The sequence below is a fragment of the Massilioclostridium coli genome, assembly GCF_900095865.1.
Classification (GTDB): domain Bacteria; phylum Bacillota; class Clostridia; order Oscillospirales; family Ruminococcaceae; genus Massilioclostridium; species Massilioclostridium facile.
On record NZ_FMIZ01000007.1, the window covers coordinates 833,410 to 859,578 of the forward strand.

General features: G+C 38.2%; 21 protein-coding genes. 12 read left to right on the forward strand and 9 right to left on the reverse strand.

From position 1 onward, the window contains the following. Positions 1–19: 19 nt before the first annotated feature. The 5 genes from BQ2683_RS09005 (at position 20) to BQ2683_RS09025 (ending at position 5,143) form a co-directional block, all read left to right on the forward strand. Positions 20–907 (forward strand): LysR family transcriptional regulator, encoded by an 888-nt coding sequence (locus BQ2683_RS09005; protein ID WP_069988688.1) that lies wholly within the window; start codon positions 20–22, stop codon positions 905–907. Positions 908–1,142: 235 nt separating this feature from the next. Then, positions 1,143–1,577, forward strand: a complete 435-nt coding sequence (locus BQ2683_RS09010) for an ACT domain-containing protein (RefSeq protein ID WP_069988689.1) — start codon at positions 1,143–1,145, stop codon at positions 1,575–1,577. Between the two features lie 12 nt (positions 1,578–1,589). Continuing rightward, positions 1,590–2,831, forward strand: coding sequence for a homoserine dehydrogenase (locus tag BQ2683_RS09015; RefSeq protein WP_069988690.1), 1,242 nt, complete (start codon positions 1,590–1,592; stop codon positions 2,829–2,831). A 142-nt stretch (positions 2,832–2,973) separates the two neighbouring features. Further along, on the forward strand, positions 2,974–3,867 hold the full coding sequence (gene thrB, locus BQ2683_RS09020; RefSeq protein ID WP_069988691.1) for a homoserine kinase: 894 nt from the start codon (positions 2,974–2,976) through the stop codon (positions 3,865–3,867). A 70-nt stretch (positions 3,868–3,937) separates the two neighbouring features. Beyond that, on the forward strand, positions 3,938–5,143 hold the full coding sequence (locus tag BQ2683_RS09025; RefSeq protein ID WP_069988692.1) for an aspartate kinase: 1,206 nt from the start codon (positions 3,938–3,940) through the stop codon (positions 5,141–5,143). 330 nt (positions 5,144–5,473) lie between these two features. Here BQ2683_RS09025 and BQ2683_RS13415 read toward each other — a convergent pair whose 3' ends face one another. Then, positions 5,474–6,313: a hypothetical protein gene (locus BQ2683_RS13415; RefSeq protein ID WP_069988693.1), complete on the reverse strand. Its 840-nt coding sequence runs from the start codon at positions 6,311–6,313 to the stop codon at positions 5,474–5,476. Between the two features lie 152 nt (positions 6,314–6,465). Here BQ2683_RS13415 and BQ2683_RS09035 point away from each other — a divergent pair, with 152 nt between their 5' ends. The 3 genes from BQ2683_RS09035 to BQ2683_RS09045 all read left to right on the forward strand — a co-directional run bounded on the left by BQ2683_RS09035 (position 6,466) and on the right by BQ2683_RS09045 (position 10,526). After that, positions 6,466–7,110: an HAD family hydrolase gene (locus BQ2683_RS09035; protein ID WP_069988694.1), complete on the forward strand. Its 645-nt coding sequence runs from the start codon at positions 6,466–6,468 to the stop codon at positions 7,108–7,110. A 181-nt stretch (positions 7,111–7,291) separates the two neighbouring features. Beyond that, positions 7,292–8,941, forward strand: a complete 1,650-nt coding sequence (locus BQ2683_RS09040) for an AMP-binding protein (RefSeq protein WP_069988695.1) — start codon at positions 7,292–7,294, stop codon at positions 8,939–8,941. Between the two features lie 118 nt (positions 8,942–9,059). Continuing rightward, a complete protein-coding gene (locus BQ2683_RS09045) occupies positions 9,060–10,526 on the forward strand; it encodes a nicotinate phosphoribosyltransferase (RefSeq protein ID WP_069988696.1) in 1,467 nt (488 codons plus the stop codon). Positions 10,527–10,682: 156 nt separating this feature from the next. Here the strand turns inward: BQ2683_RS09045 and BQ2683_RS09050 are convergent, their stop codons facing one another. Beyond that, on the reverse strand, positions 10,683–10,946 hold the full coding sequence (locus tag BQ2683_RS09050; RefSeq protein WP_069988697.1) for a hypothetical protein: 264 nt from the start codon (positions 10,944–10,946) through the stop codon (positions 10,683–10,685). A gap of 365 nt (positions 10,947–11,311) precedes the next feature. Here BQ2683_RS09050 and rpsO point away from each other — a divergent pair, with 365 nt between their 5' ends. The 3 genes from rpsO (at position 11,312) to BQ2683_RS09065 (ending at position 16,820) form a co-directional block, all read left to right on the forward strand. Beyond that, complete coding sequence (rpsO, locus tag BQ2683_RS09055; protein WP_069988698.1) at positions 11,312–11,578, forward strand: 30S ribosomal protein S15; 267 nt, start codon at positions 11,312–11,314, stop codon at positions 11,576–11,578. A 238-nt stretch (positions 11,579–11,816) separates the two neighbouring features. Beyond that, complete coding sequence (locus BQ2683_RS09060) at positions 11,817–13,931, forward strand: polyribonucleotide nucleotidyltransferase (protein ID WP_069988699.1); 2,115 nt, start codon at positions 11,817–11,819, stop codon at positions 13,929–13,931. A gap of 342 nt (positions 13,932–14,273) precedes the next feature. After that, on the forward strand, positions 14,274–16,820 hold the full coding sequence (locus BQ2683_RS09065; protein WP_069988700.1) for an ABC transporter ATP-binding protein/permease: 2,547 nt from the start codon (positions 14,274–14,276) through the stop codon (positions 16,818–16,820). Positions 16,821–17,255: 435 nt separating this feature from the next. Here the strand turns inward: BQ2683_RS09065 and BQ2683_RS09070 are convergent, their stop codons facing one another. From BQ2683_RS09070 to BQ2683_RS09095, 6 genes are all read right to left on the reverse strand, one after another. After that, positions 17,256–19,250 (reverse strand): FIVAR domain-containing protein, encoded by a 1,995-nt coding sequence (locus tag BQ2683_RS09070; RefSeq protein WP_205408143.1) that lies wholly within the window; start codon positions 19,248–19,250, stop codon positions 17,256–17,258. A 10-nt stretch (positions 19,251–19,260) separates the two neighbouring features. Continuing rightward, a complete protein-coding gene (locus tag BQ2683_RS09075) occupies positions 19,261–21,708 on the reverse strand; it encodes a glycosyl hydrolase (RefSeq protein WP_069988702.1) in 2,448 nt (815 codons plus the stop codon). A 363-nt stretch (positions 21,709–22,071) separates the two neighbouring features. Further along, the gene (locus BQ2683_RS09080; RefSeq protein ID WP_069988703.1) at positions 22,072–22,656 is read right to left on the reverse strand and encodes an NAD(P)H-dependent oxidoreductase; all 585 of its coding nucleotides are present in this window, start codon (positions 22,654–22,656) and stop codon (positions 22,072–22,074) included. Between the two features lie 56 nt (positions 22,657–22,712). Beyond that, positions 22,713–23,078 carry a hypothetical protein gene (locus tag BQ2683_RS13420; protein WP_069988704.1) on the reverse strand — a complete coding sequence of 122 codons (366 nt, stop codon included), beginning with the start codon at positions 23,076–23,078 and terminating at the stop codon, positions 22,713–22,715. A 156-nt stretch (positions 23,079–23,234) separates the two neighbouring features. Next, positions 23,235–23,891, reverse strand: coding sequence for a Crp/Fnr family transcriptional regulator (locus BQ2683_RS09090; protein WP_069988705.1), 657 nt, complete (start codon positions 23,889–23,891; stop codon positions 23,235–23,237). Positions 23,892–24,291: 400 nt separating this feature from the next. Then, positions 24,292–24,792: a cob(I)yrinic acid a,c-diamide adenosyltransferase gene (locus tag BQ2683_RS09095; RefSeq protein WP_069988706.1), complete on the reverse strand. Its 501-nt coding sequence runs from the start codon at positions 24,790–24,792 to the stop codon at positions 24,292–24,294. A 339-nt stretch (positions 24,793–25,131) separates the two neighbouring features. On the opposite strand from BQ2683_RS09095, the gene BQ2683_RS09100 reads away from it, so the two are divergent. Then, entirely contained in the window at positions 25,132–25,557 is a 426-nt protein-coding gene (locus BQ2683_RS09100; RefSeq protein WP_069988707.1) for an EamA family transporter, read from the forward strand. A gap of 249 nt (positions 25,558–25,806) precedes the next feature. Here the strand turns inward: BQ2683_RS09100 and BQ2683_RS09105 are convergent, their stop codons facing one another. Beyond that, on the reverse strand, positions 25,807–26,142 hold the full coding sequence (locus BQ2683_RS09105) for a glycerol dehydratase reactivase beta/small subunit family protein (RefSeq protein WP_069988708.1): 336 nt from the start codon (positions 26,140–26,142) through the stop codon (positions 25,807–25,809). Between the last annotated feature and the right edge of the window lie 27 nt (positions 26,143–26,169).

The window sequence follows — 26,169 nt, forward strand, 5'->3', positions numbered from 1 at the left end:
TTATGAATTGGTGATTGTAATGACATTACGGCATTTTCGTATTTTTCAGGCAGTATGCAAAACAGGAAGTATTACCCGCGGAGCAGAACAGCTTAATATAGCACAACCGGCAGTGAGCCTAGCGATTAAAGAGTTGGAACAGTTTTATCAAGTTCAACTTTTTGAACGGATGAACCGTAAAATTTATTTGACGGAACCAGGACGGAAACTGTTACAATATACGGATACGGTGCTTTCTCAGGTGGAGGAATCCGTTCAGGTAATACGGGACTTAAAACAGGGGGAAAGATACCGGCTTGGGATAAACGTTACATTAGCTGAGGCTTGCCTTCCTTCTTTACTGCAACAAATAAAAAAAGGAATCCCACAGTTGGAACTTCAAGTTATGGTGGGAAACTCCTCTCAATTAGAAGAGAGCCTGTGCCAGAATGAAATTGATTTTGCTGTTATGGATCAAATCCGGACCAATACAGGTATGCTTACTATTCCATTGGCCAAAGAACAAATGATTGCTGTCTGCCATCCTGACTATCCTGTTCATGATTGTATTTCCTTGGAACAGCTAAAACAAGAGAAACTATTGCTGCGGGAAAAAACCAGTGGGGCAAGGAAATGTGTGGACAATGTGTTTCAGGAGCAAGGGATTGAAATTGTACCAGTTATGGAAAGTACAAGTTTTCAAAGTTTAATTGCCTGTGCAGAATCTGGTTTAGGGATTGCCATTTTGCCCGAAAAACTTGTCGATTCAAAACTTCAAATTCATAGTTTAAAAAAACTATATTTGGCAGAAACGCAACTGGAACGCCATTATTTTATGGTGTACCATCCTCATAAATATCGTACTCCCTGTCTGAAATCCACCATGAATGTTGTACAAAATTATTTTTCAGAGATGCTAAATCGATAGTATTTTATTGATTTATCCATTTGTTTTATATAACGATATACAACAAAAAACAACGTATTTCGTTTTTTATGATAAAATTAATCGTTTATTTTTACAAAAAAACAATAGTTTATGAAATAAATTATTGCATATAGATGAAACTGTTGGATGCAACAAAAATAGGGTTGCATATTTGTGGAAAAAGCGTTATACTGTTTTCTTGTGAGAGACAATTGTTTACTGGTGGTGAACGGATATGGATGCAGATACACAGTTTTATCTGGTGGACCCCAAAGTGCTTCCTGAGGTATTCCATAAAGTGATGGAGGCAAAATATTTATTAAAGGGTGGCCAGGCAAAAACCTCCAGCGAGGCATGTAAACTGGCGGGAATTTCCCGCAGCGTATTTTATAAGTATAAAGACCATGTATTTATGTATCAGGATAATACTGGCAAACAGATATTCACCTTGGGATTAACATTAAATGACCAACCTGGGGTATTATCCTCTGTATTAACCAAGTTGTACGAAAACCATGCAAATTTATTAACAGTGAACCAAAATATTCCAAATGAAACAGTGGCAAATGTAACTGTTTCTGTTATACTAAATGACGACAATGTAAAAATTAACGATTTGCTCTGCGCAATCTCCAGCCTGCAAGGAGTAATCGATGTAAAAAAGATTTAGGGGGCATTTACAATGGCAAAGATAGCAGTAATGGGACACGGCGTAGTTGGGTCTGGTGTAGTGGAAATTACATTGGTTAACGGAGAACAGTTAAAAAAACGTTGTGGAGAGACCATTGAAGTAAAACGAATTTTGGATTTAAGGGATTTTCCCGGACTAAGCTATAGCAATCTTTTTACAAAAGACTTCCAGGACATTGTAAATGATGAGGAAATCTCGGTCGTATGTGAAATGATGGGTGGGGTATCTCCAGCATATGAGTTTACAAAAGCTTGTTTGGAAAAAGGCAAAAGTGTTGTAACCTCTAATAAAGAATTGGTTGCACAAAAAGGTGCGGAACTGCTCCAAATTGCCAAACAAAACAATGTAAACTATTTCTTTGAGGCCAGTGTTGGTGGCGGTATTCCAATCATCCGTCCATTGCACCAGTGCTTGGCGGCAAATAAAATAGAAGAAATCACTGGTATTTTAAATGGAACCACAAACTTTATCCTTTCCAAAATGTTGGATGATAATATGCCTTTTGAAGAGGCGTTGGCATTAGCGCAGCAAAAAGGTTACGCGGAGAAAGACCCAACAGCGGATATTGAAGGGGATGACGCTTGCCGTAAAATTTGTATTTTGGCAGCTTTGGCTTATGGCAACCATATCTATCCAAAGGATGTACATAAAGAAGGGATTAGTAAGCTGACATTGGCAGATGTACGATATGCCCGTAGTTGGGGTGGTGAGATTAAACTCATTGGCCGTGCGGCTCCTGTAGAAAATGGAAAAGTTACTATCATGGTTGGTCCAATGTTGGTTCCACAGGATAATATGCTTTCCAGCGTGGACGGTGTATTTAATGCTGTTACAGTAAAGGGAAACATGGTGGATAAAGTAACCTTTGTTGGTCGTGGCGCTGGCAAATCCCCAACCGCAAGCGCAGTGGTTGCAGATGTTGTAGATGCGGTAAAATCCCATGGTACAAGTATTTCTCAAACTTGGATTGACAATGGAGAATCTATGGTAGCAGATTATCTAGACGATGTTGTCGCCTATTATATGCGTGTAAAAACAGCCGATGTATCTGCGGCGAAAGCTTATGTGGAACAACGTTTGCCAGAAGTAGAATTTTTGGATTATGATGGCAGCACAGAAGATGAAATTGCGTTTGTAACACAACCTATGGTGGCAAGAGAAAGCCATACTTTGGAACAAGATTTAGAACAGAATGGTATCCAGCCTGTTTCCAAACTGCGCATTTTACAATAAAAATAATGTCGTAATTCTGAAAATATAGAGGGATTTTTGAAATCCGGTTGTTTTGAATGGTTACGGACTTATATATTTAGACTTTATCTTTTATCAAAATAAGAAAATTTCCACGTATAGTTGACGTGGTTGAGGTAATAGCATGATTAAAATAAAAATTCCCGCTACCAGCGCAAACCTGGGTGCTGGATTTGATTCCTTGGGTTTGGCAGTGAACCTCTATAACTATGTTTATATGGAAGAAAGCGATACTACATTGATTACTTCTTTGGATCAGACAGAGGTTCCATCTGGAGAAGATAACTTGGTTTTTGTTTCCGCTAAAAAGGTATATGACCTCTGCGGGAAACCATTAAAAGGATTGCGTATCCGGCAAAAAAACGATATTCCCATGACCCGTGGATTGGGAAGCAGTTCTGCTTGTATTATCGCTGGTCTAGTTGGGGCCAACCATATGTTGGGCAAACCATTTTCAGTAGATGAATTGGTGGATTTAGCAGCTGAAATTGAGGGCCATCCAGACAACACAACCCCTGCTTTATTGGGTGGAATTGTGACTTCTGTTTATGATGGCAAAGAAGTAAGATGGGTGAAACAGGAAGTTCATCGTGACTTATTCTTTTATGCGATTATTCCGGATTTCGAATTGAAAACCGAGACAGCTAGAGCTGCCTTGCCCCAAAAAATAGATTTTAAGGACGCAGTATTTAATCTTTCCCGTGCGGCGCTTTTTTCTGCTTCCTTATTGCAAGGAAAATATGAAAATTTACGGGTAGCAGCGGATGACTGTTTGCAACAACCTTACCGAATTCCAATGATTAAATGTGGTAAGGAAATTTTGGACGCAACTTACAAATTTGGATCTTATGCTTCCTATATCAGTGGAGCGGGTCCTACTATTATGGCAATCACCGCAGAGGATAATCATTTCTTTGCGATGAATATCCGGGAAACCCTGGATCAATATAAATTGTATGGTTACCGTATCATGCAGCTCTCCATCGACAACTGTGGAACACAGGTGTTCAGCGATTGATGGGAGAATATTCAATTTAGAAAAAAACGGTAGTTGCCGTTTTGTTTTCAAACAAATGGAGGATAGTAAAATGGGCTTAATTGTTCAAAAATTTGGCGGTACTTCTGTGAGAGACGCAGAACGTATTTTCAATGTAGCAAGAATTGTTACCGAAACATACGACGCAGGCAATGATGTAGTGGTTGTTGTTTCTGCCCAAGGGGACACCACCGACGACTTGATTGAAAAAGCAGCTGAAATTAACAGCAACCCTTCAAAAAGGGAAATGGATGTGCTGCTCTCTACTGGAGAACAAATTTCAATCTCTTTGTTGGCGATGGCAATTGAAAAGCTGGGTTACCCAGTTGTTTCTTTGACTGGGAGACAAGCAGGATTCTTGACCCAAACAAACTATGGGAATGCCCGCATTAAAAAAATTGACACACACCGTTTGCATAGAGAACTAGATAAACATAGGATTGTAGTCGTTGCAGGGTTCCAGGGACTGAATAGATTTGATGATATTACTACTCTTGGTCGTGGTGGTTCCGATACCAGCGCTGTTGCTTTGGCGGCTGTTTTACACGCAGACTTGTGCCAGATTTATACCGATGTTGATGGTGTTTATACAGCGGACCCACGTATTGTAAAAAATGCGAAAAAATTAGACGAAATTTCCTTTGACGAGATGCTGGAGTTAGCTTCTTTAGGAGCGCAAGTGCTGCATAACCGTTCTGTGGAAATGGCGAAGAAATATGGTGTAAAAATGGAAGTTGTGTCCAGCTTGGAAAGAAAACCTGGCACAAAAGTGAAGGAGGCAGTTAAAGTGGAAAAATTATTGGTTAGAGGCGTAGCAAAAGATGATGATGTAGCAAGGATTGCTGTAGTTGGTTTGCCAGACGATCCAGGTGTAGCATTTAAAGTATTTACCTTGATGGCGAAGAAAAAAATTAATGTAGATATTATTTTACAATCCATCGGCCGCCACAACACAAAGGATATCAGCTTTACTGTACCAGCAGGACAACTTGATCTGGCGAAAGAAGCATTAGAAGAAAACCTGGAAGAATTAGGTGCGGATCATATTGATGCTGCTGGAAGCTTCTCCAAAGTTTCAATTGTTGGCGCTGGCATGCAGTCCAATCCAGGGGTTGCAGCAAAAATGTTTGAAGCTCTGTATGAAGCAAACGTAAATATCCATATGATTTCTACTAGTGAAATTAAAATCTCTGTTTTGATTGACCGCGCTGATAGCAACAAAGCATTAAATGCTGTGCATGATGCGTTTGAATTTTAATGAATTATTTATGAGCCGCTGCTTTTTGCAGCGGCCTTTTTGTTTTAGAAAATGATGCAAAAGATTATAAGATGATATCAATCCAATCGGTCACAACAAAAAGTAGTGATAAAATACATGAAAAAATAATTTAACGATATCACACAAAATTCACCTCGTGTGATATCGTTAAGAATAAGAGTTTTTTATTATAGTTACATGATCAATTTTGGGGATAAGTTTATAGCTGATAAAAAGTATATTTTATATTCTAGAAAGAAAAATTATAGCATTATTTTAATAGCCAAATTACTTATCAAAAAATGAACGAAATCCCCATTTGTGTGGCTATTATGATATCGTTCCTGTTGCCGCAAACCCATAGTTATGGTAGAGGTAAAAACGATTTCCTTTTTGGAGCAATTTGTCCTCTGGAGCATCATCTAAAACGAGCTGGATGGTACAGACACAATGATGAGAATCCGTCCAATGGAAATGCTCCATTACAACGCAAAGCATTAAACTGATAGGGACACCATTTTCATCAATAAAACAAACAGGAAAAATTTCACCATTCATAACCTGAAATTTTGGATAAAGCAACCCTTTATTTTTATGGCTTTCCCAGCTGATTGTTGCGTTGACAGTGCGTTTTTGCATTGGCAATGGGTCGACTTTTGGCTTTTCCTTTTGTTCCACCAAGTATTTGATTGTGGCAAACAAAAACAAAGACAACCATATAAAAAGAGCGATCCATGTAAACGCAGTCATATTATTTTTTATCAATGGGATAATGCAAAAGATAAGCATGAAAATAACAATTATTGATGTAACAATAATTGATTTTTTACTGTCTTTTTTCTCCCTATAATTTCGGGTATAGGGAATACGGTTTAACAAGATGGTTTCTATGAGAACGGTCACGAGAAATAAAATAAAAAATATCCAATAAATAGCTGAGGATACTTTTACTGCTTTGATAATAGAATAAAAGATTTCCCCATATAAAAATAAAGTGAAAAGGAATACTATAGCGATAGAGTTACAATAGTTTTTATATTTCTTTTTACAGTGGGGGCAAGTATCCAAAACGTTAGGGTCAAATAGTTTTGTAAACGGGGAAGTAATTGTATACCTCCAAAATGTAGACGGAATCCGTTCTCCGCACCAAGGGCATCTATGACGTAACATCGTTTCCTCCTGATATTCATGAAAGCTTTTGCTATAATTCTACCAAAAATAACAAAAAAAGACAAGATGTTTTGCAGATGAAACAATAGTTGCGTTGAAACAGGATACAGGTTATAATTGGAATGTAACAAATAAAGAAAGCAGGTAATTGTATGGTTTCCCTTTGTATTTTCGATTTAGATGGTACCCTAATCAATACGATTGAGGATTTGGCGGATAGCACTAATTATGTACTGGAACAACATGGAATGAAAACATTCCCTACAGAGCAATATTATTATTTTGTGGGAAATGGTATGGTAAAACTAATGGAACGGGTGACAGGGCTTTCTCCCGAAACAGGGCAGTTCCAACAGCTTTACTCTGAAATGCTGGAGCGATATAGCCAACATAGTATGGACAAGACAAAACCTTATCATGGAATGCCAGAAACATTAACGCAATTGACTCAGTTGGGGATTGAATGTGCTGTGCTTTCCAATAAAGATGACCAGTTTGTAGAAACCTTGATGGAACGGTGTTTTCCGAAAATCCAATTTGCGAAATTATTAGGGAAACGAGCGGAGTTTCCAGTAAAACCTGATCCTGCTTCTCTCCGGTTCCTGATGGAATCCTTGAAAAAAACTCCACAAGAATGTATTTATATAGGAGATTCTGATGTGGATGTTATGACAGCCCATAATGGAGGGTTACAATGTATTGGGGCGGAATGGGGATTTCGAGGTAGGCAGGAACTGATGGATGCCGGAGCGGATTTCCTAGCGGAAAATCCAATTGATATTTTACAGTTTGTGTGATATAATAATCCATATAGCTGGATAGAACTACCATGATTTTTGACATCTTTTCGATATTAAATGGAAAAGACGGAATCCATTTTGCTTTTTATAATCGTAACTTTGTAGAACGGATGCCGGGTAACCGTTGGTTTGCGTATCCCAGCAAAAAATTTCTATATAAAAATAAAGGGGCAGATTTATGTTAAATCTTCATCAAGAGTATTGTACAGAAAAACTCGACGAAAACGGAGTTCTTGTGGATTTTCAAATCCATTGTCCTGACAATTTTAATTTTGCCTATGATGTTGTAGACCGAATTGCCAGCCAGGAGCCTGACCGCAGAGCCATGATGTGGTGTAATGTGGAAGGGGAAGAGAAAATGTTCACTTTTGGTGAACTGAAAACCCTTAGTGATAAAGCAGCCAATGTTTTTTTATCCCATGGTATCAAAAAAGGGGATACTGTATTACTGATTTTAAAACGCCACTATGAGTATTGGTATACATTGCTGGGGCTGCATAAAATTGGCGCTGTTGCTATTCCTGCTACCCATCTGTTGACAACAAAGGACATCGTTTATCGAGTACAGTCCGCTGATATTAAAGCGGTTGTTACTACACCGGATGGGGAAGTATCTGATTTTATTAATCAAGCAAAAGCGGAATGTCCAACCCTGCAAAAACAGTTTATTGTACGTCAGGATAAACAAGGTTTTATCAATTTAACCAAAGAAATAGAATCCGCTTCAGATGCTTTGGAACGGATTGAAGTAAGCAAAAACGATCCGATGTTGCTGTACTTTACTTCTGGAACCACAGGGTATCCAAAAATGGTAGTGCATAATTATTCCTATCCATTGGCACATATTATTACAGCAAAATATTGGCAGCATGTAAATCCAGAAGGGTTACATTTAACCGTTTCTGAAACAGGCTGGGCAAAAGCGGCTTGGGGAAAAATCTACGGCCAATGGCTGATGGAAGCCGGTATTATGGTATATGATTTTGATAAATTTGTTCCTACTGATTTGTTAGCTGTGATTGAAAAATATAAAGTAACTACTTTCTGCGCTCCTCCTACTATTTTCCGTTTCTTTATCAAGGAAGGAATGGGAAACTATGACCTGTCTTCCTTGGAATATGCCACCATTGCGGGAGAAGCATTGAACCTGGAAGTATATAAAAAATTCTTGGAAGTTACTGGAATCAAATTGATGGAAGCGTTTGGACAGACAGAAACTACCGTTATTTTGGCAAACCTGTTCAACTTTAACAATAAGCCAGGCTCCATGGGAATCCCTTCTCCAATGTATCACGTGGATTTAGTGGATGAAAATTGTAATTCTGTTGCGCCAATGGAAGTTGGTGAAATTGTAGTGCGTCCACGGGAAGATGGTCCACAATATGGGCTATTTGCCGGTTACTACAAAGATGAAGAACTGAATAAACAGGCATGGCGAGGTGGTGTATATCATACTGGTGATACCGCCTACCGTGACGAGGATGGTTATTATTGGTATGTTGGCCGTACCGATGATATTATTAAATCCAGCGGTTACCGGATTGGGCCTTTTGAGATTGAAAGTGTGTTGATGGAACATCCTGCGGTTTTGGAGTGTGGCATTACTGGGGTTCCTGATGAAGTACGTGGTCAGGTAATCAAGGCTACGATTGTCTTGACTAGCGGCTATAAGCCATCTGATGCATTGGCAAAAGAGTTGCAGGACTATGTAAAACATGCTACTGCGCCATATAAATACCCACGTGTGATTGAGTTTGTGGATGAGCTGCCAAAAACCATTAGCGGAAAAATTCGCCGTGTGGTTCTCCGTGGGGAAGAGAAAGATTAATTTGTATTTTGTTTTTATGGAATACCCCCGGGCAACATCTTTTTGGTTGCAGGGGGTATTATAATAAGGCTAAAACAACGGAAAAAGGAGGTTTAGCACCAGATTTGGTGCGAAAGTGATGAGTATTAATTTGACAACTTCCCGTAATTTAACCATGTTAACCGATTTTTACGAGATTACCATGGCAAATGGCTACCTGGAATGTGGATTCCAGGATAAAGAGGCTGTTTTTGATATGTTTTTTCGGAAAGTTCCGGATAATGCTGGCTTTGCAATTTTTGCAGGGTTAGAGCAATTGATTACCTTTTTGGATAATTTAAAATTTTCGGAAGATGATCTGGAATATTTGCGAAAAAGCAAGATGTTCTCGGAGGAATTTTTAGATTATTTAGAAAACTTTACGTTTGATTGTGATGTCTGGTCCGTGCCAGAGGGGACTCCGGTATTTCCAAATGAGCCGGTTATTATCGTAAAGGGACCCATTATCCAGGCCCAATTTATTGAAACAATGCTGTTGACCACAGTAAACCATCAATCTCTAATTGCCACCAAAGCAAACCGAATTGTCCGGGCGGCACGTGGCAAAGAGGTAATGGAATTTGGTGCGCGTCGAGCACAAGGATATGATGCGGCTATTTATGGAAGCCGTGCCGCCTATATTGGCGGGTGTAGCTCCACCTCCTGCGTGATTTCCGCCAACGAATACGATATTCCAGTGGCTGGGACAATGGCACACAGTTGGATTCAAACTTTTGATTCGGAATACGAAGCATTCAAATGTTATGCCAATATTTATCCAGACAACTGTATCTTCCTGGTGGATACTTACAATGTATTAAAATCCGGTGTTCCAAATGCTATCCGGGTGTTTGATGAAATCCTCAAACCAAAAGGAATTATACCAAAGGGCATCCGCATTGACAGTGGGGATATCGCTTATCTATCCAAAAAATCCCGTGCGTTATTGGATCAAGCGGGCTATCAGGATGTGAAAATTATTGCTTCTAACTCATTGGATGAAAATATTATCCGTGATTTACAGGAGCAGGGGGCTGCTGTTGATATTTATGCCGTAGGGGAAAATTTGATTACGGCAAAAAGTGCCCCAGTATTTGGAGGGGTATACAAATTATGTGCGGTGGAACACAATGGTAAATTGCAACCACGGATTAAGCTCAGTGAAACGATTGAAAAAGTGAATTTACCCCATTTGAAAAAGCTTTACCGTTTTTACAGCAAAGAAACTGGAAGAAACGTAGCGGATTTGGTGGCTTTATGGGATGAAGAGATTAATGTGGAACATGGAATGACTATCTTTGACCCTAACGCAAGCTGGAAAAAGAAATTCCTTACCAATATTGAGAAAAAAGAATTGCTACAGCCGATTTTCCAACGGGGAAAACTGGTGTACCAGATGCCAAGTTTAGAAGAAATCCGCAACTATTGCATGGAACAAGTAGAATTGCTTTGGGATGAAGTAAAACGGTTTGAATTTCCACATAAATATTATGTAGACCTTTCTTTTAAATTGTGGGATTTGAAAAATTCTATGCTATCCGATTTAGGGGCAAGAGGATTAGAGTAGTAGATATTTGGCTAGAACAAATTGAAAATGAGGTTTTTTATTTCAAAATATTACAAACCTGGTTTATTGGTTCACAAAAACTACTGGAGACATTCTATCACCGAAAGAGGAATTTTCATAACAAAAAAGACAGCCCTAAGATTTTAGGGCTGTTACTCATTTTGCATTTGTCTGAACCACATTTTGTAATGCTAATACCTGAAGCTGTAAATCTTCAATTTTTTGTTCCAGCTGGTCTACCTTTTGCCTGTGATTTATAATATCAGATTGGTTTTCTAGTATTAAATTCATGGTTGGCTCTATTTTATTTTCAATATGCAACCAGATTTTTCCGGTTTCCAGCTCAATTTTTTGATGAATGGATTCTGTCTGTGCTTGCAATACAGAGGTAAGTTGCTGTAGTAATTCCTCATGATCCATGGTGGCTTTCCATCCTTTCCTTTTATGCGCCTTTATTATAGCACAGGAAAAGGAACGAATCAACTGTGAATTTTACCGATTTTATATTACGAAAATTATATCAAATAAATCTCTATACATAAAATAGGGTAATTTTACAATGTAATGTATTGCATTTTGTTAAAAGGGTACTAATAGAAAAGTGTTTTTTGTTTTTGTTAAAATCGGTAAAATCTATCTTGAAAAAGTCCTTTACAAACCAATTAAATTATGGTATGATAATAACGCTGTGCACATGGATTCAGGCGTATGCCCTGTTATCAAGGGAAACATCGCTACCTTTTTCTATGGCATAAGCAAAATTTTTTAAAGAGGTGAATTGCGTTATGTTACGTAAGGAAGAAAAAACTCAAGTAATTCTTGACAATGCAACCCACGAAGGTGATACTGGTTCCCCAGAAGTACAAATCGCTATCTTAACTAGAAGAATCAACGATTTGGTAGAACACTTAAAAATCCACAAACAAGATCATCACTCTCGTAGAGGTCTGCTGAAAATGGTTGGTCGCCGTCGTAACCTGCTCAACTATCTGGCGAAAAAAGATATTGAACGTTACCGTGCAACAATCACAAAATTAGGTATCCGTAAATAATATCGCTTTTAAGGCAAGCAGAATTTTCCTGCTTGCCTTATTGTGCGTTTTTTATTGGATGCTTTGCATTTTAAACATAGTAAAAACTGGCTAAAATTAGCAGAAAGATTTTGGCTGTTTTACAAAAATTTTAGTATTATTTTGTGCGATGGGACAGGCTTTTTAGCACTAAATCGTGTCCATCCAGATGGATAGGATTTAATGCTAAACCTGGCCTGCACAATATTAGGAGGTAATTATGTTAAATAATCACAGAACGTTTACAACTACATTCGCAGGCCGTGAATTGGTTATCGAAACAGGGAAAACTAGTGAATTAGCAAACGGTTCCTGTTGGGTAAAATATGGTGAAACCGTTGTTATGGCAAATGTTACTATGTCTGCAGCTCCAAGAGAAGGGGTAGACTTTTTCCCATTGTCCGTAGATTATGAAGAAAAGCTATACTCTGTTGGTAAAATTCCAGGTTCCTTCTTAAAAAGAGAATCTCGCCCAAGTGAGAACGCTATTTTAACTTCTCGTGTTATTGACCGTCCAATCCGTCCTTTGTTCCCAAAAGATATGCGAAACGATGTTTGCGTAGTGGCTACTGTATTGGCTTCTGACATTGATAATTCCCCAGAAATTACTGCAATGATTGCTGTTTCCACTGCGTTATCCATTTCGGATATCCCATGGAATGGGCCTGTAGCAAGTATTAGTGTTGGTCTTATTGATGGTGAAATTGTACTGAATCCAAATGTGGAACAACGTGCGAAAACAGATCTGAACCTAACAGTTGCCGGTTCTAAGGAAAAAATTGTTATGATTGAAGCTGGCGCCAATGAAATTGATGAAAAAACCATGCTGAATGCCATTTGTACTGGCCATGAGGAAATCAAAAAAATGGTTGATTTCATTGATGGTATCCGCCAGGAAGTAGGTAAACCAAAAATTGAATTTGAATCCAAAGAAGTTCCTCATGAGCTGTTTGAAGCAATCAAAGATATGGCGATTGAGGATGTAAAATATGCTTTGGATACAGATAATAAATTAGTTCGTGATGAACGTTTACAGCCAATTGTAGAACGTGTACACGAAAAATTTGACGAACTGTATCCAGACGATATTCCAGTAATTGACGAGTGTTTATATAAATTGCAGAAACACGTGGTACGTACCTGGTTATTAGAGGAACAAAAACGTGTGGATGGCCGTGGTATGGATGAAATCCGTCCTTTGGCTGCTGAAGTTGATTTATTGCCAAGGGTACATGGTTCCGGTATGTTTACACGTGGACAGACCCAAGTGCTTTCTATCGCTACATTGGGACCAATGAGTGATGAACAACGTTTAGACGGGATTGATGAAGTAACTTCCAAACGTTATATGCATCAGTATAATTTCCCATCTTATTCCGTTGGGGAGACTAAACCAAGCAGAGGCCCAGGTAGACGTGAAATTGGTCACGGTGCTTTAGCGGAACGTGCCTTGCTGCCAGTTATCCCATCCGTAGAGGAATTCCCATACGCAATCCGTGTAGTATCCGAAGTATTATCCTCCAATGGTTCTACTTCCCAAGCTTCTATTTGTGGTTCTACCCTAGCACTGATGGCTGCTGGTGTTCCAATTAAAGCGCCAGTTGCTGGTATTTCCTGTGGCTTGATTACCAGGGAAGATGGTAGCTTTATGACTATGGTAGATATTCAAGGCTTGGAAGACTTCTTCGGTGATATGGACTTTAAAGTAGGTGGTACTCACAAAGGGATTACTGCTATCCAGGTGGATATCAAAGTAGATGGATTAACTCCTGAAATCATTGCGGAAGCATTTGAAAAGACCAGAAAAGCACGTTTGTACATTTTGGATGAAATTATGCTTAAAGCGATTCCAGCGCCAAGAGAAACGGTATCGAAATATGCGCCAAAAATGTTGCAGACTACAATTGATGTGGATAAAATCCGTGATGTTATTGGTACAGGCGGAAAAGTAATCCAAAAAATCTGCGCAGAATGCGATGTTAAAATTGACATTGATGAAGAAGGCCATGTATTTATTTTGGGTACTGATATGGACAATACCAGACGTGCACTGGAAGTTGTGGAAACCATTGCAAAAGACCCAGAAGTAGGTGCTATTTATAAAGGAAAAGTAACCCGTATTATGAACTTTGGTGCGTTTGTAGAAATCGCTCCAGGAAAAGAAGGATTGGTTCATATCTCTAAATTGGACTTTAACCGGGTAGAAAAAGTAACCGACGTAGTAAACGAAGGGGACGAAATTGTGGTAAAAGTTACCGAGATTGACGACCAGGGTAGAATTAACCTTTCCAGAAAAGATGCTATTGCTGAATTGCAAGCAAAACAGAAAGGTTAATCCTTTTACATTGGTAAAAATACAATCAAAAATACTTTTCTAGTAAGATATATTATTTTAATTATAAAAGAAACAGTTGTTTATAGAAAATTCTATAGGCAACTGTTTTTTTATAGAAAAAAAGTTTTTAATTTGTGAGGGAGTAAACCAAATATTTATTTCATAGAATGAAAACTATCTAATTACAATAATAGTGTTTTTCATTTTTTTGCCATATTTGAAATCATTTCTTTCGTTTAATATCATAGCTTCGTAAAGAATTCGTCATTTTTTCAGTAGTAGCTTTGTAAGTATTTTCAAGTATACTAAAACCACACCATACAATAGGGAAGGAGAGATGGTATGCTAGAATTAAAACATATTAAAAAGGAATACCGTTCAAAAAAGGGTGGAAATACGCTCGCTGTCAATGATATCTCATTGGTGTTTGAAAATACAGGCATGACGTTTTTGCTTGGAAAAAGCGGGAGTGGAAAATCCACGTTATTAAATATTATCGGTGGGTTGGATCGATACGATTCCGGAGAAATTACTATTTTAGGGAAAAGCAGCTCTAATTTTACCAAAGAAGATTTTGATTCTTATCGGAATACCTATGTTGGATTCATTTTCCAAGAGTTTCATGTATTAGAAGATTATACGGTATATGAAAATATCATACTGGCTCTACAGTTACAAAAGAAAGAAGTAGACCACCAAAAAATACAAAGTTTACTTTCAAAATTAGAGTTATCAGAATTAAAAGACCGCAAAATCAATGAGCTTTCTGGCGGACAAAAGCAACGGGTGGCAATTGCAAGGGCGTTGATTAAAGACCCTAAAATTATTTTAGCGGATGAGCCAACTGGTAACTTAGATAGTAAAACAAGCCGGCAGGTATTGGATTTATTAAAGCAGATCAGCAAAGAAAAATTAGTTATTATTGTATCCCATGATGAAGAGTCTGCTCAGGAATATGCGGACCGTATTATTGAGATTAGGGATGGAGCGGTCATTCGAGATACCAAGGAAATCACTGAGGTTCCGCAAATATCAGAAAAATTTCAGCTAATCCGTTCTAAACTGCCAACAAAGGAGAGTTTTCGGTTAGGGGTTGGCAGTTTAAAACATAAGAAAATCCGCTTGTGCGCTACTATATTTTTAACTGCCTGCGCCCTGTTTTTTTTGGGAATGTCTGATACCATGGCATCCTTCCAAATGGCAAAAGCACATGCTAAATTAATGGTAGAGAATGAGAAAAACTTGGTTTCTATTCAACATATCGATCCATCTTCTACTAGTTGGTATTCTATCAATCTGCCTTGGCAACAAAAGGACATTGATGCTGTGAAAGATCAAATCCCAGAATTTATTTCCAGCTATCGCATTTCTTTAGACCAGACACAACTACAATATACCTCTCTGGGAATTAACCAGCCAACCAATTCTATGGAAGATAACTATTATACAGTTGGTGCCTATACACAAATGCAAGTGGTTCCTTTACCAGAAAACCAAACTTGGATTAAGGAAAATGTGATTGGTCATCTACCGCAAAATGAAGATGAAATTGTAATTTCCAATTATGTGTCTAGTATCATCCAAAAATATGGAATACAGCCTTATACAGAAAATGAGTTGGACTTAACAGATGTTTATTACCCTGCAAACGACCAAGAATTAGTGGAAAAAGGGTTATATATCAACTTTAATGGCATAAAAAAAGTAAAGATTGTCGGCGTAATTCAATATGATTTAAGTAAATATGAAACAATCAAAAAAACGATAGACAAAACAACCTATTTATTATATAACGACTTATCTTCTGAGGTTAAAGCCACCTATAACCGTATTTATGTGGCAGAAGATTTCTTCCAATATCTTAATATTCCAGATACTCCAATGGTAAATATGAATTATATTTATGACCTTTCCCTTGAAGATGGTACTGGATTCTATGCGAATATTAACTATTCAAACAAGCCACTCACTTATTTTGATGGTACCAATTATCAGACGATTGATAAATTGAATGATCATCAAATTTTACTATCTCCAGAAGATATTGCTATGCTTTATTCTGATAATAGTTATGAGGCAGCTTTGGAGGAATATCTTTCAAAACAGCCAGAAGATGCGGATTTAGAGGCAATGGAAAAAAGCTATTTTGAGCACTTTGTTTCTCAGTACCGCCAGTTAATTGGAGAAAAAGTTCGTTTTTGTGTAAAAGGAATGAACGATAAAAATCTGACGGAGGAGAAGGAACTGGAAATTATAGGTGTTGTGCCATTGGATAAGCAAAATGGGCGCATATATACCTATGTTTCAGAACAGAATGTAGAACAATTTAAAACATACCCAATCGAACGGAACGAATTACTGTTCCATTGCTCTGATCAAAAAGAATTACAGCAATTATTTACCGAATTCGCTCCAGGAGGAGAATACCAGGCAACTACAGTTTATAGTTCTGATTTAGTTAACATGAACGAGTTTTTTAATCTTGCAAAAAAAGTTGCGTTTTATATTAGCCTTGTATTTGCAGTATTTGCCTTAATTTTGATTACAAACTTTATCTTCTCCAGTATTGCTTACCGGAAGAAAGAGATTGGTATTTTGCGTGCCCTTGGTGCGAGGGGAATGGATGTATTTAAAATCTTTATGTGGGAAGGATTTTTCCTGGCACTCATTTCGGGCATATTGGCCTCCATTGGAACAGGAGTTGTGTGCGCGGTATTAAATCCAATGATAATCAATACAATTGGCATTGGTCTAACTCCGCTGATGTTTGGAATACGCCAAATTGGATTAATTTTTGTAATTGTATTCGTTATTACGATTATCGCAAGCTTACTACCAATCCGAAAAATATCTAAAATGAAACCAATTGACGCAATCCTAAAAAGATAAACCATAATTCCCAGCTATCCTGTAAGGTAGCTGGGAATTTATCCTGTCTGCCGTATTTATAAAAGGGGATGAATAAACATTAAGCGAAATGCCGAAACAGCGGGTAAACGGTTTTAATATTAAATGGATAGGTATACCGCTGGTTTGCTCAATGATTTTGATGATATCTAAAAAATTACAAACAGAAATCGTAAGGCGATCCATCAGTAGCGGGCAGTAAATCCTAAAACAATGAATGTATATATTTCATTAACAGGATATTTATTAAGAATGATTCCAGATAAAAAAATTATTTCCATTAGATTAAGACAGAGAGCATACAATCCCAATTAATGAACTACAGTTTTTTAACATCAAAAAAGGCCCCAAATTTGGGACCTTTTTTGCATTAAATCATTGGTTTTAACCATATAAAATAGTTAAGTGTAAAATCAATTACTTTCTTTTTTTATTCAACAGTACAAGAGCGCTAGCTGCTGTTGCCAATGTAACAACCATTGCAATTGGAGCAACATCGCCAGTTTTAGCAGCATTTGCTTTTGTGGTTGTAGTTTCCTGTCCAATTTGAGTTGTTTGGTCAACAGCATTGTTTTCTGTTGGAGCTTCAACAGAGGTTCCAGACAATGCAACTAAACCATCCATTGCGGTTTGTACGGATTCAACTGCTGTGTCAACATCTTGTTGTGTAGCGTTTTCGTCAGCTAATACATTAGTTGCTTTTTCTACTGCTGATGTCAATACTGCGTAGCTTTCTGCTGTGTATGCGGTTGCGTCTTTGCTATTTGCTTCTGCAATAACCTGTTCCAATACGGATTTATCCGCTTTCAATCTCAAATCCAACAAAGCGTTTAATAAAGTATCCGTAGCTTGTTGCACTTCGTCTTTCATTGCTTCGCCAGGCACTACTTCTTTTGCGGAATTCAATGCTGTTTCCACTGCGGAGAAGTCCACATATTGTTCTGGAACTAGGGATTCCGCGTATTCGATTAACAGGTTCAAATTGGTGGTATCCCCTGCGATGAATCCTAATTTTTGGATTTCTTTTAATAGGGTTAGCCAAGCCTGGTCAACAGCTGTCTGGGATGCGGATTCATCCTGATAAACAGCCTTTGCGTTTTCCAGAGCTTCATTGAAAGATTTTTGCACGCTGGTAATAGCGTTATCTACCTCACCATTGGCAACGCATTCTTCCGCGTTTGCAATTACTTGTTCCAGAATGTGTTTATCGATTTTATTCACTTCACCTACTGTGTAGAGGTTCAGGCTAGCGTTGGTCAATCCATTTTCAGATGTGGAAGAACCACCTGGGCCACCTGGGCCTCCTCCTGGAGGTGCTGGTGCATCGGCTGCCATCATTGTTGCAGCAGAATTAGACGCATTTTTGCGGTTTTCCAAATCGCCACATACTTTAATGGTGATGGTGTTTTCTCCTGGGGTTAAAATAGTGCCTAAATCCAGGTAATGGTGCAGAGGGTTAATTCCTTCTACATCAGTAGTACCATTGGAGTTTGTGACAGTAATCTGGGTTACCGCATTATAAAGATTGTTATAATCGTAGTTGAGCACTGCCCAAATTTTTGCTTGATCACCGTAGTTTGGAACGTTTACAGTAATACTATAGGTTCCAATACCAGAAATATCAGAAGCCTTGCTAACCCCCAAAGTGTTTAGTTGTTCTTCGGTTAGGCTTAAATCTTTCCAGTTTACCAGAGTTGTGGTTAAACCGTTCAGATCAATTTTTTCAGATAAAGTTGGGTCGATTAAATTGCCGTCCTCATCTGTGTTGCCTTCGGTCAATGGTCCCCAGCTTTGCAGATCCAGGTTCCAAGTATTTTCTCCACCCAATTCGATTGTAGTCTGTTCTGCCGTTTCTTCTGGAATAATTGCCTGTGCGGCAATTGCTTCATTATCAGAAACTACAATATAGAACAGGTCGCCTTCTTCAATATCCAACTGGAAGCTTACGGTTCCATTGTTGGATGTGTAGTTTGTGATAGCAGTTACTTCTCCGGTGGCTGGATCCAGTTTGTAAGGAGCACCATTCCCTTTTAAAGTAACCATGGTGGAAATATCACCGGCTTCTTCGCCAGGGCCACCACCGTGTTCGCTAGATGCGGATTCATCGGATTCGTTGTACATTAGATAGTATTTGCTTCCGTCAACATCGTCGAAACGGGTAGATTCCAGCCATTTCGCATCGTAGGAAACACCCGAGTCAATGTTTTCCTCAATGTATGCAAGCGCTTCATCATCAGAAGAAACCTTTACATAGGATGGCTGTTGTTGCAGTTCCGCATATAGGCTTTGGATGGTTTCATCCTCGCCGTTGTAAGAAGTGCCGTAAACAGCGTTGATATTTCCGTTGTTATCCACGATGGTCAAACCAGCTTTTGCGAAATCTACGATTTTTTGCATTGCTTCTACAGACATCTTAGAGATATTATCCAGAATCAGAAGCTTCAGAGGATAATACGGTTTTTCCATCCTCATTGGTAGTTGTAGCAGCATATTCGCTTTCAATCATACCTTTGGTCAGGATATTGTAGGTATAACCTTTCCCCACCATATCTTGTTCATTGGACATCAGTTCAGAAGCAGATAAATTGGAATTTGCGGCATCTTTCAGGATTGCGACTGGTATTTTTGCGGTTCCGTCTTGCAGAATACCTTGCACACGAGCAATATAATCTGTGAAGATAACCACATCATCCCACCAAGTCTGACGGCTGTTCCAAGCCATAAAGCTCATAAAGGTCCAGCCTGGCCACTGTTTATCATAATCTGTGTATGATTTTTTAAATGGAGTACCATGTAAAATAACCCTGTTTACCCCTTCGGAATAATAACGGTTTAATGTATTCAGGCAATAGTACCATGCAGGAGTTTCACTAAAGCCTGTACCAAAGGTCAAAGCTTCCATAGACATATAGTGTTGGTCTGGATTTAAGTTTACAGCTCCGGCAATGGTACGGGTTCCGTTGCCATCAGAGCCATTATCGGATTCCGGAATATCAGCAGCCAAAGCGGAATCACCAGCATCCACTGCGCTTAAACCATGTCCCTGTGCACGGTAGCTATAGCCAAATCCTTTTGCCCAATCGCTAATTACAGCATTATGTTCGTGGGTGTATTGGTAAGACAATGTTTGGCTGTAATCCTCATTGATTCTATTAGCAGCTGTGGTATCGTTGTAACTTAAACCAGCAATTAAACTTGCGTATGGAGCAATACTGTAGCCATTATAGGAAGCAAAATTGTCTAACAGGTTTTTGGACCACAATTGTCCAGTATGGCTTAATTCAATGGAATCTTCAAAAATGGTGCCGCCGTTTTCCTCCAATGCTGCCTGTACGGTAGTGGTAGAGCCATCTTCTCTTGTGTATACATATGGAAGGATGTTTTCATTCCAATAACGCAACACTTCGTTTGCGCCATCGGAATTGAAGTAATCAATAGCATAGGTTTTCCCTTCCATTGTGATATTTTCACCGCCGGAAGCAACCTGGCCTGTACCACGACGGTAAGTATTTACCAGCACATAGTCGCCAGCTTCGATATTGTCGTCAGAATCCAAACCGGCAAGCACTTCCTCGCCCAATGCTTCTTTCATTTTGTTACCATTTACATAGTATTCATATTGGGTATCCGCCATAATTCCTGTTTCAGCAATACGTTTTTCTCCAAAATAATCAGCGTTTACAACTAAAATCAGGTTAGGGTCAACACCCTCAGTAGAATAATAAGTTTTTCCATCTTTTTCAGTTACTGTAACAGCAGTGTTTGCGGGGAACCATGTTTCGCCAATCCCTTGGTTGCCAGCAGGGCCGCCGGTTTCAAAAGAGGTTGTGGTTCCATCTGCGTATACAATGGTAACGGTACTACTAAAAGTGGATTTTTTAACAGTAATGGTAGCGTCATCCAAATATCTTCCTGGATCGTTTGGGTCCAAAGCAACGGGTTCTGTCAACAATTTAACGCCCAATTGCGCTTGTGCTTGTTCTGCGGTGTAGTATTCCCATTCGTAGTATCCGTCACCATCATCAACCAGTTTCATAAAAGTCCAATCAGGATTTGGAATACCAGCAGAATATGCTTCAGTTTTTTTAGCATAATCTGTTAAATTTACAATTGAATCATAGTCCAATACTGGATTGCCTTTCTGGTCAACAGAAGCAACTTTTGCCGCTACCGTAGAAACCAGCTTATCGGTAAAGATAAAAGTAGAGCGGTTGGTATCGGTATTGGATTCATCCTTGGTTTTCATAGCAGGAAGGTCAAGGTAAACATCATTCCTGGCTGCCCTTGTCAATCCCAGGTCAGCAGCTGTTAATTTTTGATAAGTATAGGAAAGTTCTTGTTGCTGATTATCATCATTTGGATCAATGGTATTAATAATCATTGGCCAGTGTGCAGTGATGGTAACATCAACAATAAATTCCTGTCCAGTTTTTTCTTTGTATTGGTTTGCCGTATCCACTGCGGCAGCAATAATGTTGGACCATGCCTCGGTGCCCCAGCCGATTTTTGAAGCCAATTCGCTTCCACCAACATCGTAGTAATCCGCATTATCAGCCAGCATGGTCAGTTCTACACCGCCAAAACCAGCTTCAATAAATTCGTTGATCATATCTTCAACCATGTAAATATAATCTCCACGACCATCACCGTCACTGTCGTATCCAGCACCTGCGTCTGGGAACCAGTAACGGGCCATTAGACCAGAAGTATCATCTGGATTTAGAAACGAATTAATCAACAAATTATCGGTATTACTTGTTCCATCTGATTCCGCCGCCAATACATTGACGTTAATGGATAATGCGGAAACAGCGACAATACCGGCTGTTAAGCCAGCCAGTAACTTTTTCCATAATTTTTTCTTGTTCATGATTCACCTCATTTTTTCCTCACTTGTGCATTGAAAAAGTTCCTTTTCAAGTCCGCTCTGTTTGCAGCAGTACAGGACCATCCAGCAATGATAAGCCTATTTTGGTAGTTTTCAACTACCTATCCATTCACCCCCATCCTGTTTTGTTGGCTTAATTTGCTAGAATTACTGTTAAAATAATAGAATCATTATTTATTTTTAACAGGTTGTTTTTATCATAGCACGATGGAAAAAATGGAACAACGGTGGTAGATGATTTGTTTCTGGTTTTTTATGACATATAACCATATTGGAAACTTTTTTAAAAAGATAGGGAAAAAGCCCATAAAAAATCCCCAGTTTGCACTGGGGAATCGATTTATCCTATAGTTTTTCACATAACAGCTTTGTATTGGTAAGAGCCTCTTGCAACACAGCGTTGGAATCCACGTTGAACTCATCCAATCCGTCTGCGGAAATATCCAAAAAGGAAGGGATTCCAAACTGGAAGCAAAGAGCTTTTAAATATGGGGTTGCCTGTTCAAATTCGGCTGCGGTACTCCCTCTGGTGGTGAGGTAGAGCATATATTTTGCATTGCACATGCCGTGTAAACCATTGTTATCACAGCCAAAGGTAATACCTTCTACCGAAATATGTTCAATATATACCTTTAAAATAGCGGGAAAACTGGCATCCCAATAAGGTGCCGCGATTACAATCCCGTCAGCTTGTGCGAATTGGTGAGCCAGCTGGAAACGAGGATGCTCCAACTTTTTTTGCGCCAACAAGGCATCCCTTTCTTTTAAAGATTGATAGTCAAACCAGTTTAAATTGGTTTGTGCCAACGAAACTGTTTCGATATTCGCTTCTGGATGTACTTGCTGAATCGTAGTAATTGCTTGATCCAATAGTTTTTTAGTGCGAGAGGTTTCTTCTCGTATGCAAGCGTCAATGATTAGAATATTCATAAAATCCTCCTGATAAAATAAATACGTTTCTATTTTATCTGATTTTACATGCAACGTCAAATAAACGCAATTACGATATGGAAGATAACAATAAGACATAAGAGAATAGAGATAATAACATGAATTTTTTTCCAAATAGGAGAGTTCATTTTATTTTTAGGAATGGAAAAAATAATCAGAAGTAGAAGAATCATCCATGCTATTTTACCACTAATCATTCCAGGCTGGTTTCCCGCTAAAATACCATGGAATAAAGTTATAATCAATAGCAGGATTCCATATATACTATGGTGTTTTAAAATAGACTTCACAATGGGATGCTTCTGTGCAAAAGCGGTTTTTTTAACCGGAGCCAGCATACAAACTAGTAATAATAAAACAGAAATGATGGATAATAATTTGCTCATCAAAAGTAGATTCATAAAGCCTCCATTTAACAAGTTAATTTCAACTAACTACTAGATTATAACAAATTTTGCTCGATTGTAAAGTTAAAAACGCATAAATCAGCATAAGTTGTAAAATTTATTTCTTTTTCGTAAAAATTATTTTCATTATTCCTATTCGATAAACAGGAATTAAATCTTGTTTAAATGGAACTGATTTAAATGGTAGGTCAACAACCCTTCTTTTTGCATTTTGCTTAATTCGTTGGATAAGGCACTGCGGTCAACTTCTAGATAATCTGCCAGCTGCTGGCGGTTAAAAGGAATTTTAAAGGATTGTTTTCCTTGTTTGGTTGCTTGAAAAGAAAGATAGGAAAGAATTCTTCCACGGATTGTTTTAGAAGAAGTGTGATTAATTTTACGGGTTAGGTGCAGGTTTTTGGATGCCATAATAGACAGCAGATTTTTAATTAACACTGGGAAATACGGATTTGTTGGAGAGGGGAGCAGCGCTTTTCCAATTGCTATCCACAATACTTGGGAATCCTCCGCTGCTGTTACGGTTACCATTAATGCCTCGTTTGGGATACAGGCATAGGTTTCCGCAAATACCTGCCCTGGTGTGATGTTAGCAAGAATATTTTTGTTTCCCCAGATATCATTATTTTCGATATTAATACTGCCGGAAAGAACTACTCCCATAGACTGTACATAGTCCCCTATATGACAAAGAATAGCACCCTTTTTAAAATTTTCTGTTCGGCAATTCAGCTGCTCTAAAATAGATGGTATCGCCTGTTGGGGTATATTACAAAACAAAGGATGGTTTGCCATGAATTGAGTTACCATATTTTTTCTCCATTTTGTTGTTTGAACAACATAGATTTTTTGTTCTATTATAATATGATTCTATTGTAAAAGCAAGACAATAGAATCATAAGGCATGAACAAGCTATGCAGTTAGCGGAACGGGTAGAAATTCCATCAGGGCAGGTTATCAGTAAAATGCTAGTACAAAATTACTCCATATAATTCTTGACATAATGGTAGCAGTATTATAACGGATGAAAAATAAAAACTGTGGGAAAGCCTAATGTAGCCCGTTAAAAAGACACACATTGTATTTAGGTTAGAACTACTTAAAACGATGCTAGTTGTAGTGTTTCCATTGAAAATATTATAATGGAAAAGATGTTATATACGATTAAAATATAAGAGATAAACCAAAATGCCCCGGCATTTTCTTGTATTAATCAAGATAATCGGCATATCTGCCTTCTATATAAAGGTAGTCAGAGAGGCGGTTGATAAATTTCATGGAAGTTTGGTCTACATGATATTTGCTGTTAACCGCTGCCATCCAACGTTCTGCCCTCCGGCATACAGTTCGGGCTACATCTAAGCGGGTAGATAACTCGGTTTCTCCTGGTAGGATAAATTCTTTTTTCCTAGGAAAAGATTGTTCTATCTGGTCAATTTGTTGTTCCAGCCAAGTAACTTCAGTTTCGTCCAACAGATAATCCGGGTTAGTAGTGTCAGCAACCGATGCCATGATTGTCATTAATAATTTTTGGATATGGGTCAAATTTGCTTGCAGCCGATGGTCACTTTTGATCTTTACCATTCCAATCTGACTGGTTAATTCATCAATAGACCCTAGCAGATGGAACCGTTCATCATATTTAGGAATTTGTTCCCCATTTATCAAAGTAGAATTTCCTTGATCGCCATTTTTCGTATAGATATTCATAAAAACCCCTTTCCATTACATAAACAATATGTTATACTTAACATATGATGAAAAGATTCATAAAATGGTAACTGTTTTATTTTACAATAGTGCCTAGGAATAAAAAGTCGGGTGAACACCTACCGCAAGCAAAGGTTTTTTGCTTGCGGTATTTTTTGTTATCAAAACAAAAAATAAAACGATAAAATATTATTTGTATTTTATACTACTAAGCTCGTATTATGAAATAAAAAAGTCCGAATTATGGATACTAAATTTTTATTGGATTAATAATCTGCGCTGTATTATTAGTAATATCAGCTATTTGACTAACTTTAAAGATATAAGGAGGAAAAACGAATGTGGAATTATCTCTGGCCAGTTTTAGTAGTAATTGGAGCAAATACTTTTTATAATATTGCAGCGAAGTCAACACCGCAAAATGTGAATTCATTCGCGTCCCTTGTTGTAACCTATTTGGTAGCCGCTTTTTTAGCGATGGTGCTGTTTTTCATAACGTCTCCCAATAAAAACTTGATGTCAGAGTTTAGTAAAATTAACTGGACCTCTATTGTATTTGGCATTGCCATTGTGGCACTTGAGTTTGGATATATCAATCTTTACCGTGCAGGTTGGAAAGTAAGCGTCGGTTCCTTAGTAACCAATATCGGGCTGGCATGTGTATTACTTATAGTAGGAGTTTTATTGTATAAAGAAGTAATTTCCCTACGGCAGATGATAGGTATGGCAATCTGCGCAGTTGGTTTGATTTTAATCAGCAAATAAATTTTCATGCAAATGAGATGTGCTTTTTGAAGTTTTAATTCAACGAAAAATATGAAATCAAAACCATTGAAATAGGGGAAGAATTACTATTTTGTAATGAAAAATGAAGGTTAATTTCACATGCCCTTTTTGTATGATAAACGGGATTGGTTACATGATGCTGTACAATCATTTAATATTTGGAAACTGAACAACACAAAAACCTGATGGATTCCATACTACTGTTGAACTGGAACCATCAGGTTTATATTATAAGTTTTTTAACGGTTTTTTCTTGACAACTCGGGCACTATTCGCCCCGATTAACCTGCACTGGAGTTTGGAGGCATGATAAAAGACAAATGGATTTTTGGATTTTGCGATGTTGGAAATTTGTAGCGCAATATGGTCATCTACAATTCCAATTCCAGAACCTAACATAGAATTTTTAGCAGCCTCAAACGAGAGCTCCTGTAAATCCTCTTGTTGCTGTTGTTCCACCGTAAATAATACGCCTTCTTCCTCAATGCCAGCACATACTTCTTTTAATATTGTTTCATCTGGATGGTTTACATATACCAGAATAGATGGTTTTTTCACTACCATAGTATCAACCTCAGCATCGTATTTTCA

Excerpts from the sequence above, each read along its gene's own strand:
- BQ2683_RS09010 (WP_069988689.1), top strand. The coding sequence starts at position 1,143 with ATGGATGCAGATACACAGTTTTATCTGGTGGACCCCAAAGTGCTTCCT.
- BQ2683_RS09050 (WP_069988697.1), bottom strand. The coding sequence starts at position 10,946 with ATGGATCATGAGGAATTACTACAGCAACTTACCTCTGTATTGCAAGCA.
- BQ2683_RS09065 (WP_069988700.1), top strand. The coding sequence starts at position 14,274 with ATGCTAGAATTAAAACATATTAAAAAGGAATACCGTTCAAAAAAGGGT.
- BQ2683_RS09080 (WP_069988703.1), bottom strand. The coding sequence starts at position 22,656 with ATGAATATTCTAATCATTGACGCTTGCATACGAGAAGAAACCTCTCGC.
- BQ2683_RS09100 (WP_069988707.1), top strand. The coding sequence starts at position 25,132 with ATGTGGAATTATCTCTGGCCAGTTTTAGTAGTAATTGGAGCAAATACT.
- BQ2683_RS09040 (WP_069988695.1), top strand. The coding sequence starts at position 7,292 with ATGTTAAATCTTCATCAAGAGTATTGTACAGAAAAACTCGACGAAAAC.
- BQ2683_RS09015 (WP_069988690.1), top strand. The coding sequence starts at position 1,590 with ATGGCAAAGATAGCAGTAATGGGACACGGCGTAGTTGGGTCTGGTGTA.
- BQ2683_RS09035 (WP_069988694.1), top strand. The coding sequence starts at position 6,466 with ATGGTTTCCCTTTGTATTTTCGATTTAGATGGTACCCTAATCAATACG.
- BQ2683_RS13415 (WP_069988693.1), bottom strand. The coding sequence starts at position 6,313 with ATGTTACGTCATAGATGCCCTTGGTGCGGAGAACGGATTCCGTCTACA.
- thrB (WP_069988691.1), top strand. The coding sequence starts at position 2,974 with ATGATTAAAATAAAAATTCCCGCTACCAGCGCAAACCTGGGTGCTGGA.
- BQ2683_RS09045 (WP_069988696.1), top strand. The coding sequence starts at position 9,060 with ATGAGTATTAATTTGACAACTTCCCGTAATTTAACCATGTTAACCGAT.
- BQ2683_RS13420 (WP_069988704.1), bottom strand. The coding sequence starts at position 23,078 with ATGAATCTACTTTTGATGAGCAAATTATTATCCATCATTTCTGTTTTA.
- BQ2683_RS09095 (WP_069988706.1), bottom strand. The coding sequence starts at position 24,792 with ATGAATATCTATACGAAAAATGGCGATCAAGGAAATTCTACTTTGATA.
- BQ2683_RS09025 (WP_069988692.1), top strand. The coding sequence starts at position 3,938 with ATGGGCTTAATTGTTCAAAAATTTGGCGGTACTTCTGTGAGAGACGCA.
- BQ2683_RS09070 (WP_205408143.1), bottom strand. The coding sequence starts at position 19,250 with ATGTCTGTAGAAGCAATGCAAAAAATCGTAGATTTCGCAAAAGCTGGT.
- BQ2683_RS09075 (WP_069988702.1), bottom strand. The coding sequence starts at position 21,708 with ATGAACAAGAAAAAATTATGGAAAAAGTTACTGGCTGGCTTAACAGCC.
- rpsO (WP_069988698.1), top strand. The coding sequence starts at position 11,312 with ATGTTACGTAAGGAAGAAAAAACTCAAGTAATTCTTGACAATGCAACC.
- BQ2683_RS09105 (WP_069988708.1), bottom strand. The coding sequence starts at position 26,142 with ATGGTAGTGAAAAAACCATCTATTCTGGTATATGTAAACCATCCAGAT.
- BQ2683_RS09005 (WP_069988688.1), top strand. The coding sequence starts at position 20 with ATGACATTACGGCATTTTCGTATTTTTCAGGCAGTATGCAAAACAGGA.
- BQ2683_RS09090 (WP_069988705.1), bottom strand. The coding sequence starts at position 23,891 with ATGGTAACTCAATTCATGGCAAACCATCCTTTGTTTTGTAATATACCC.
- BQ2683_RS09060 (WP_069988699.1), top strand. The coding sequence starts at position 11,817 with ATGTTAAATAATCACAGAACGTTTACAACTACATTCGCAGGCCGTGAA.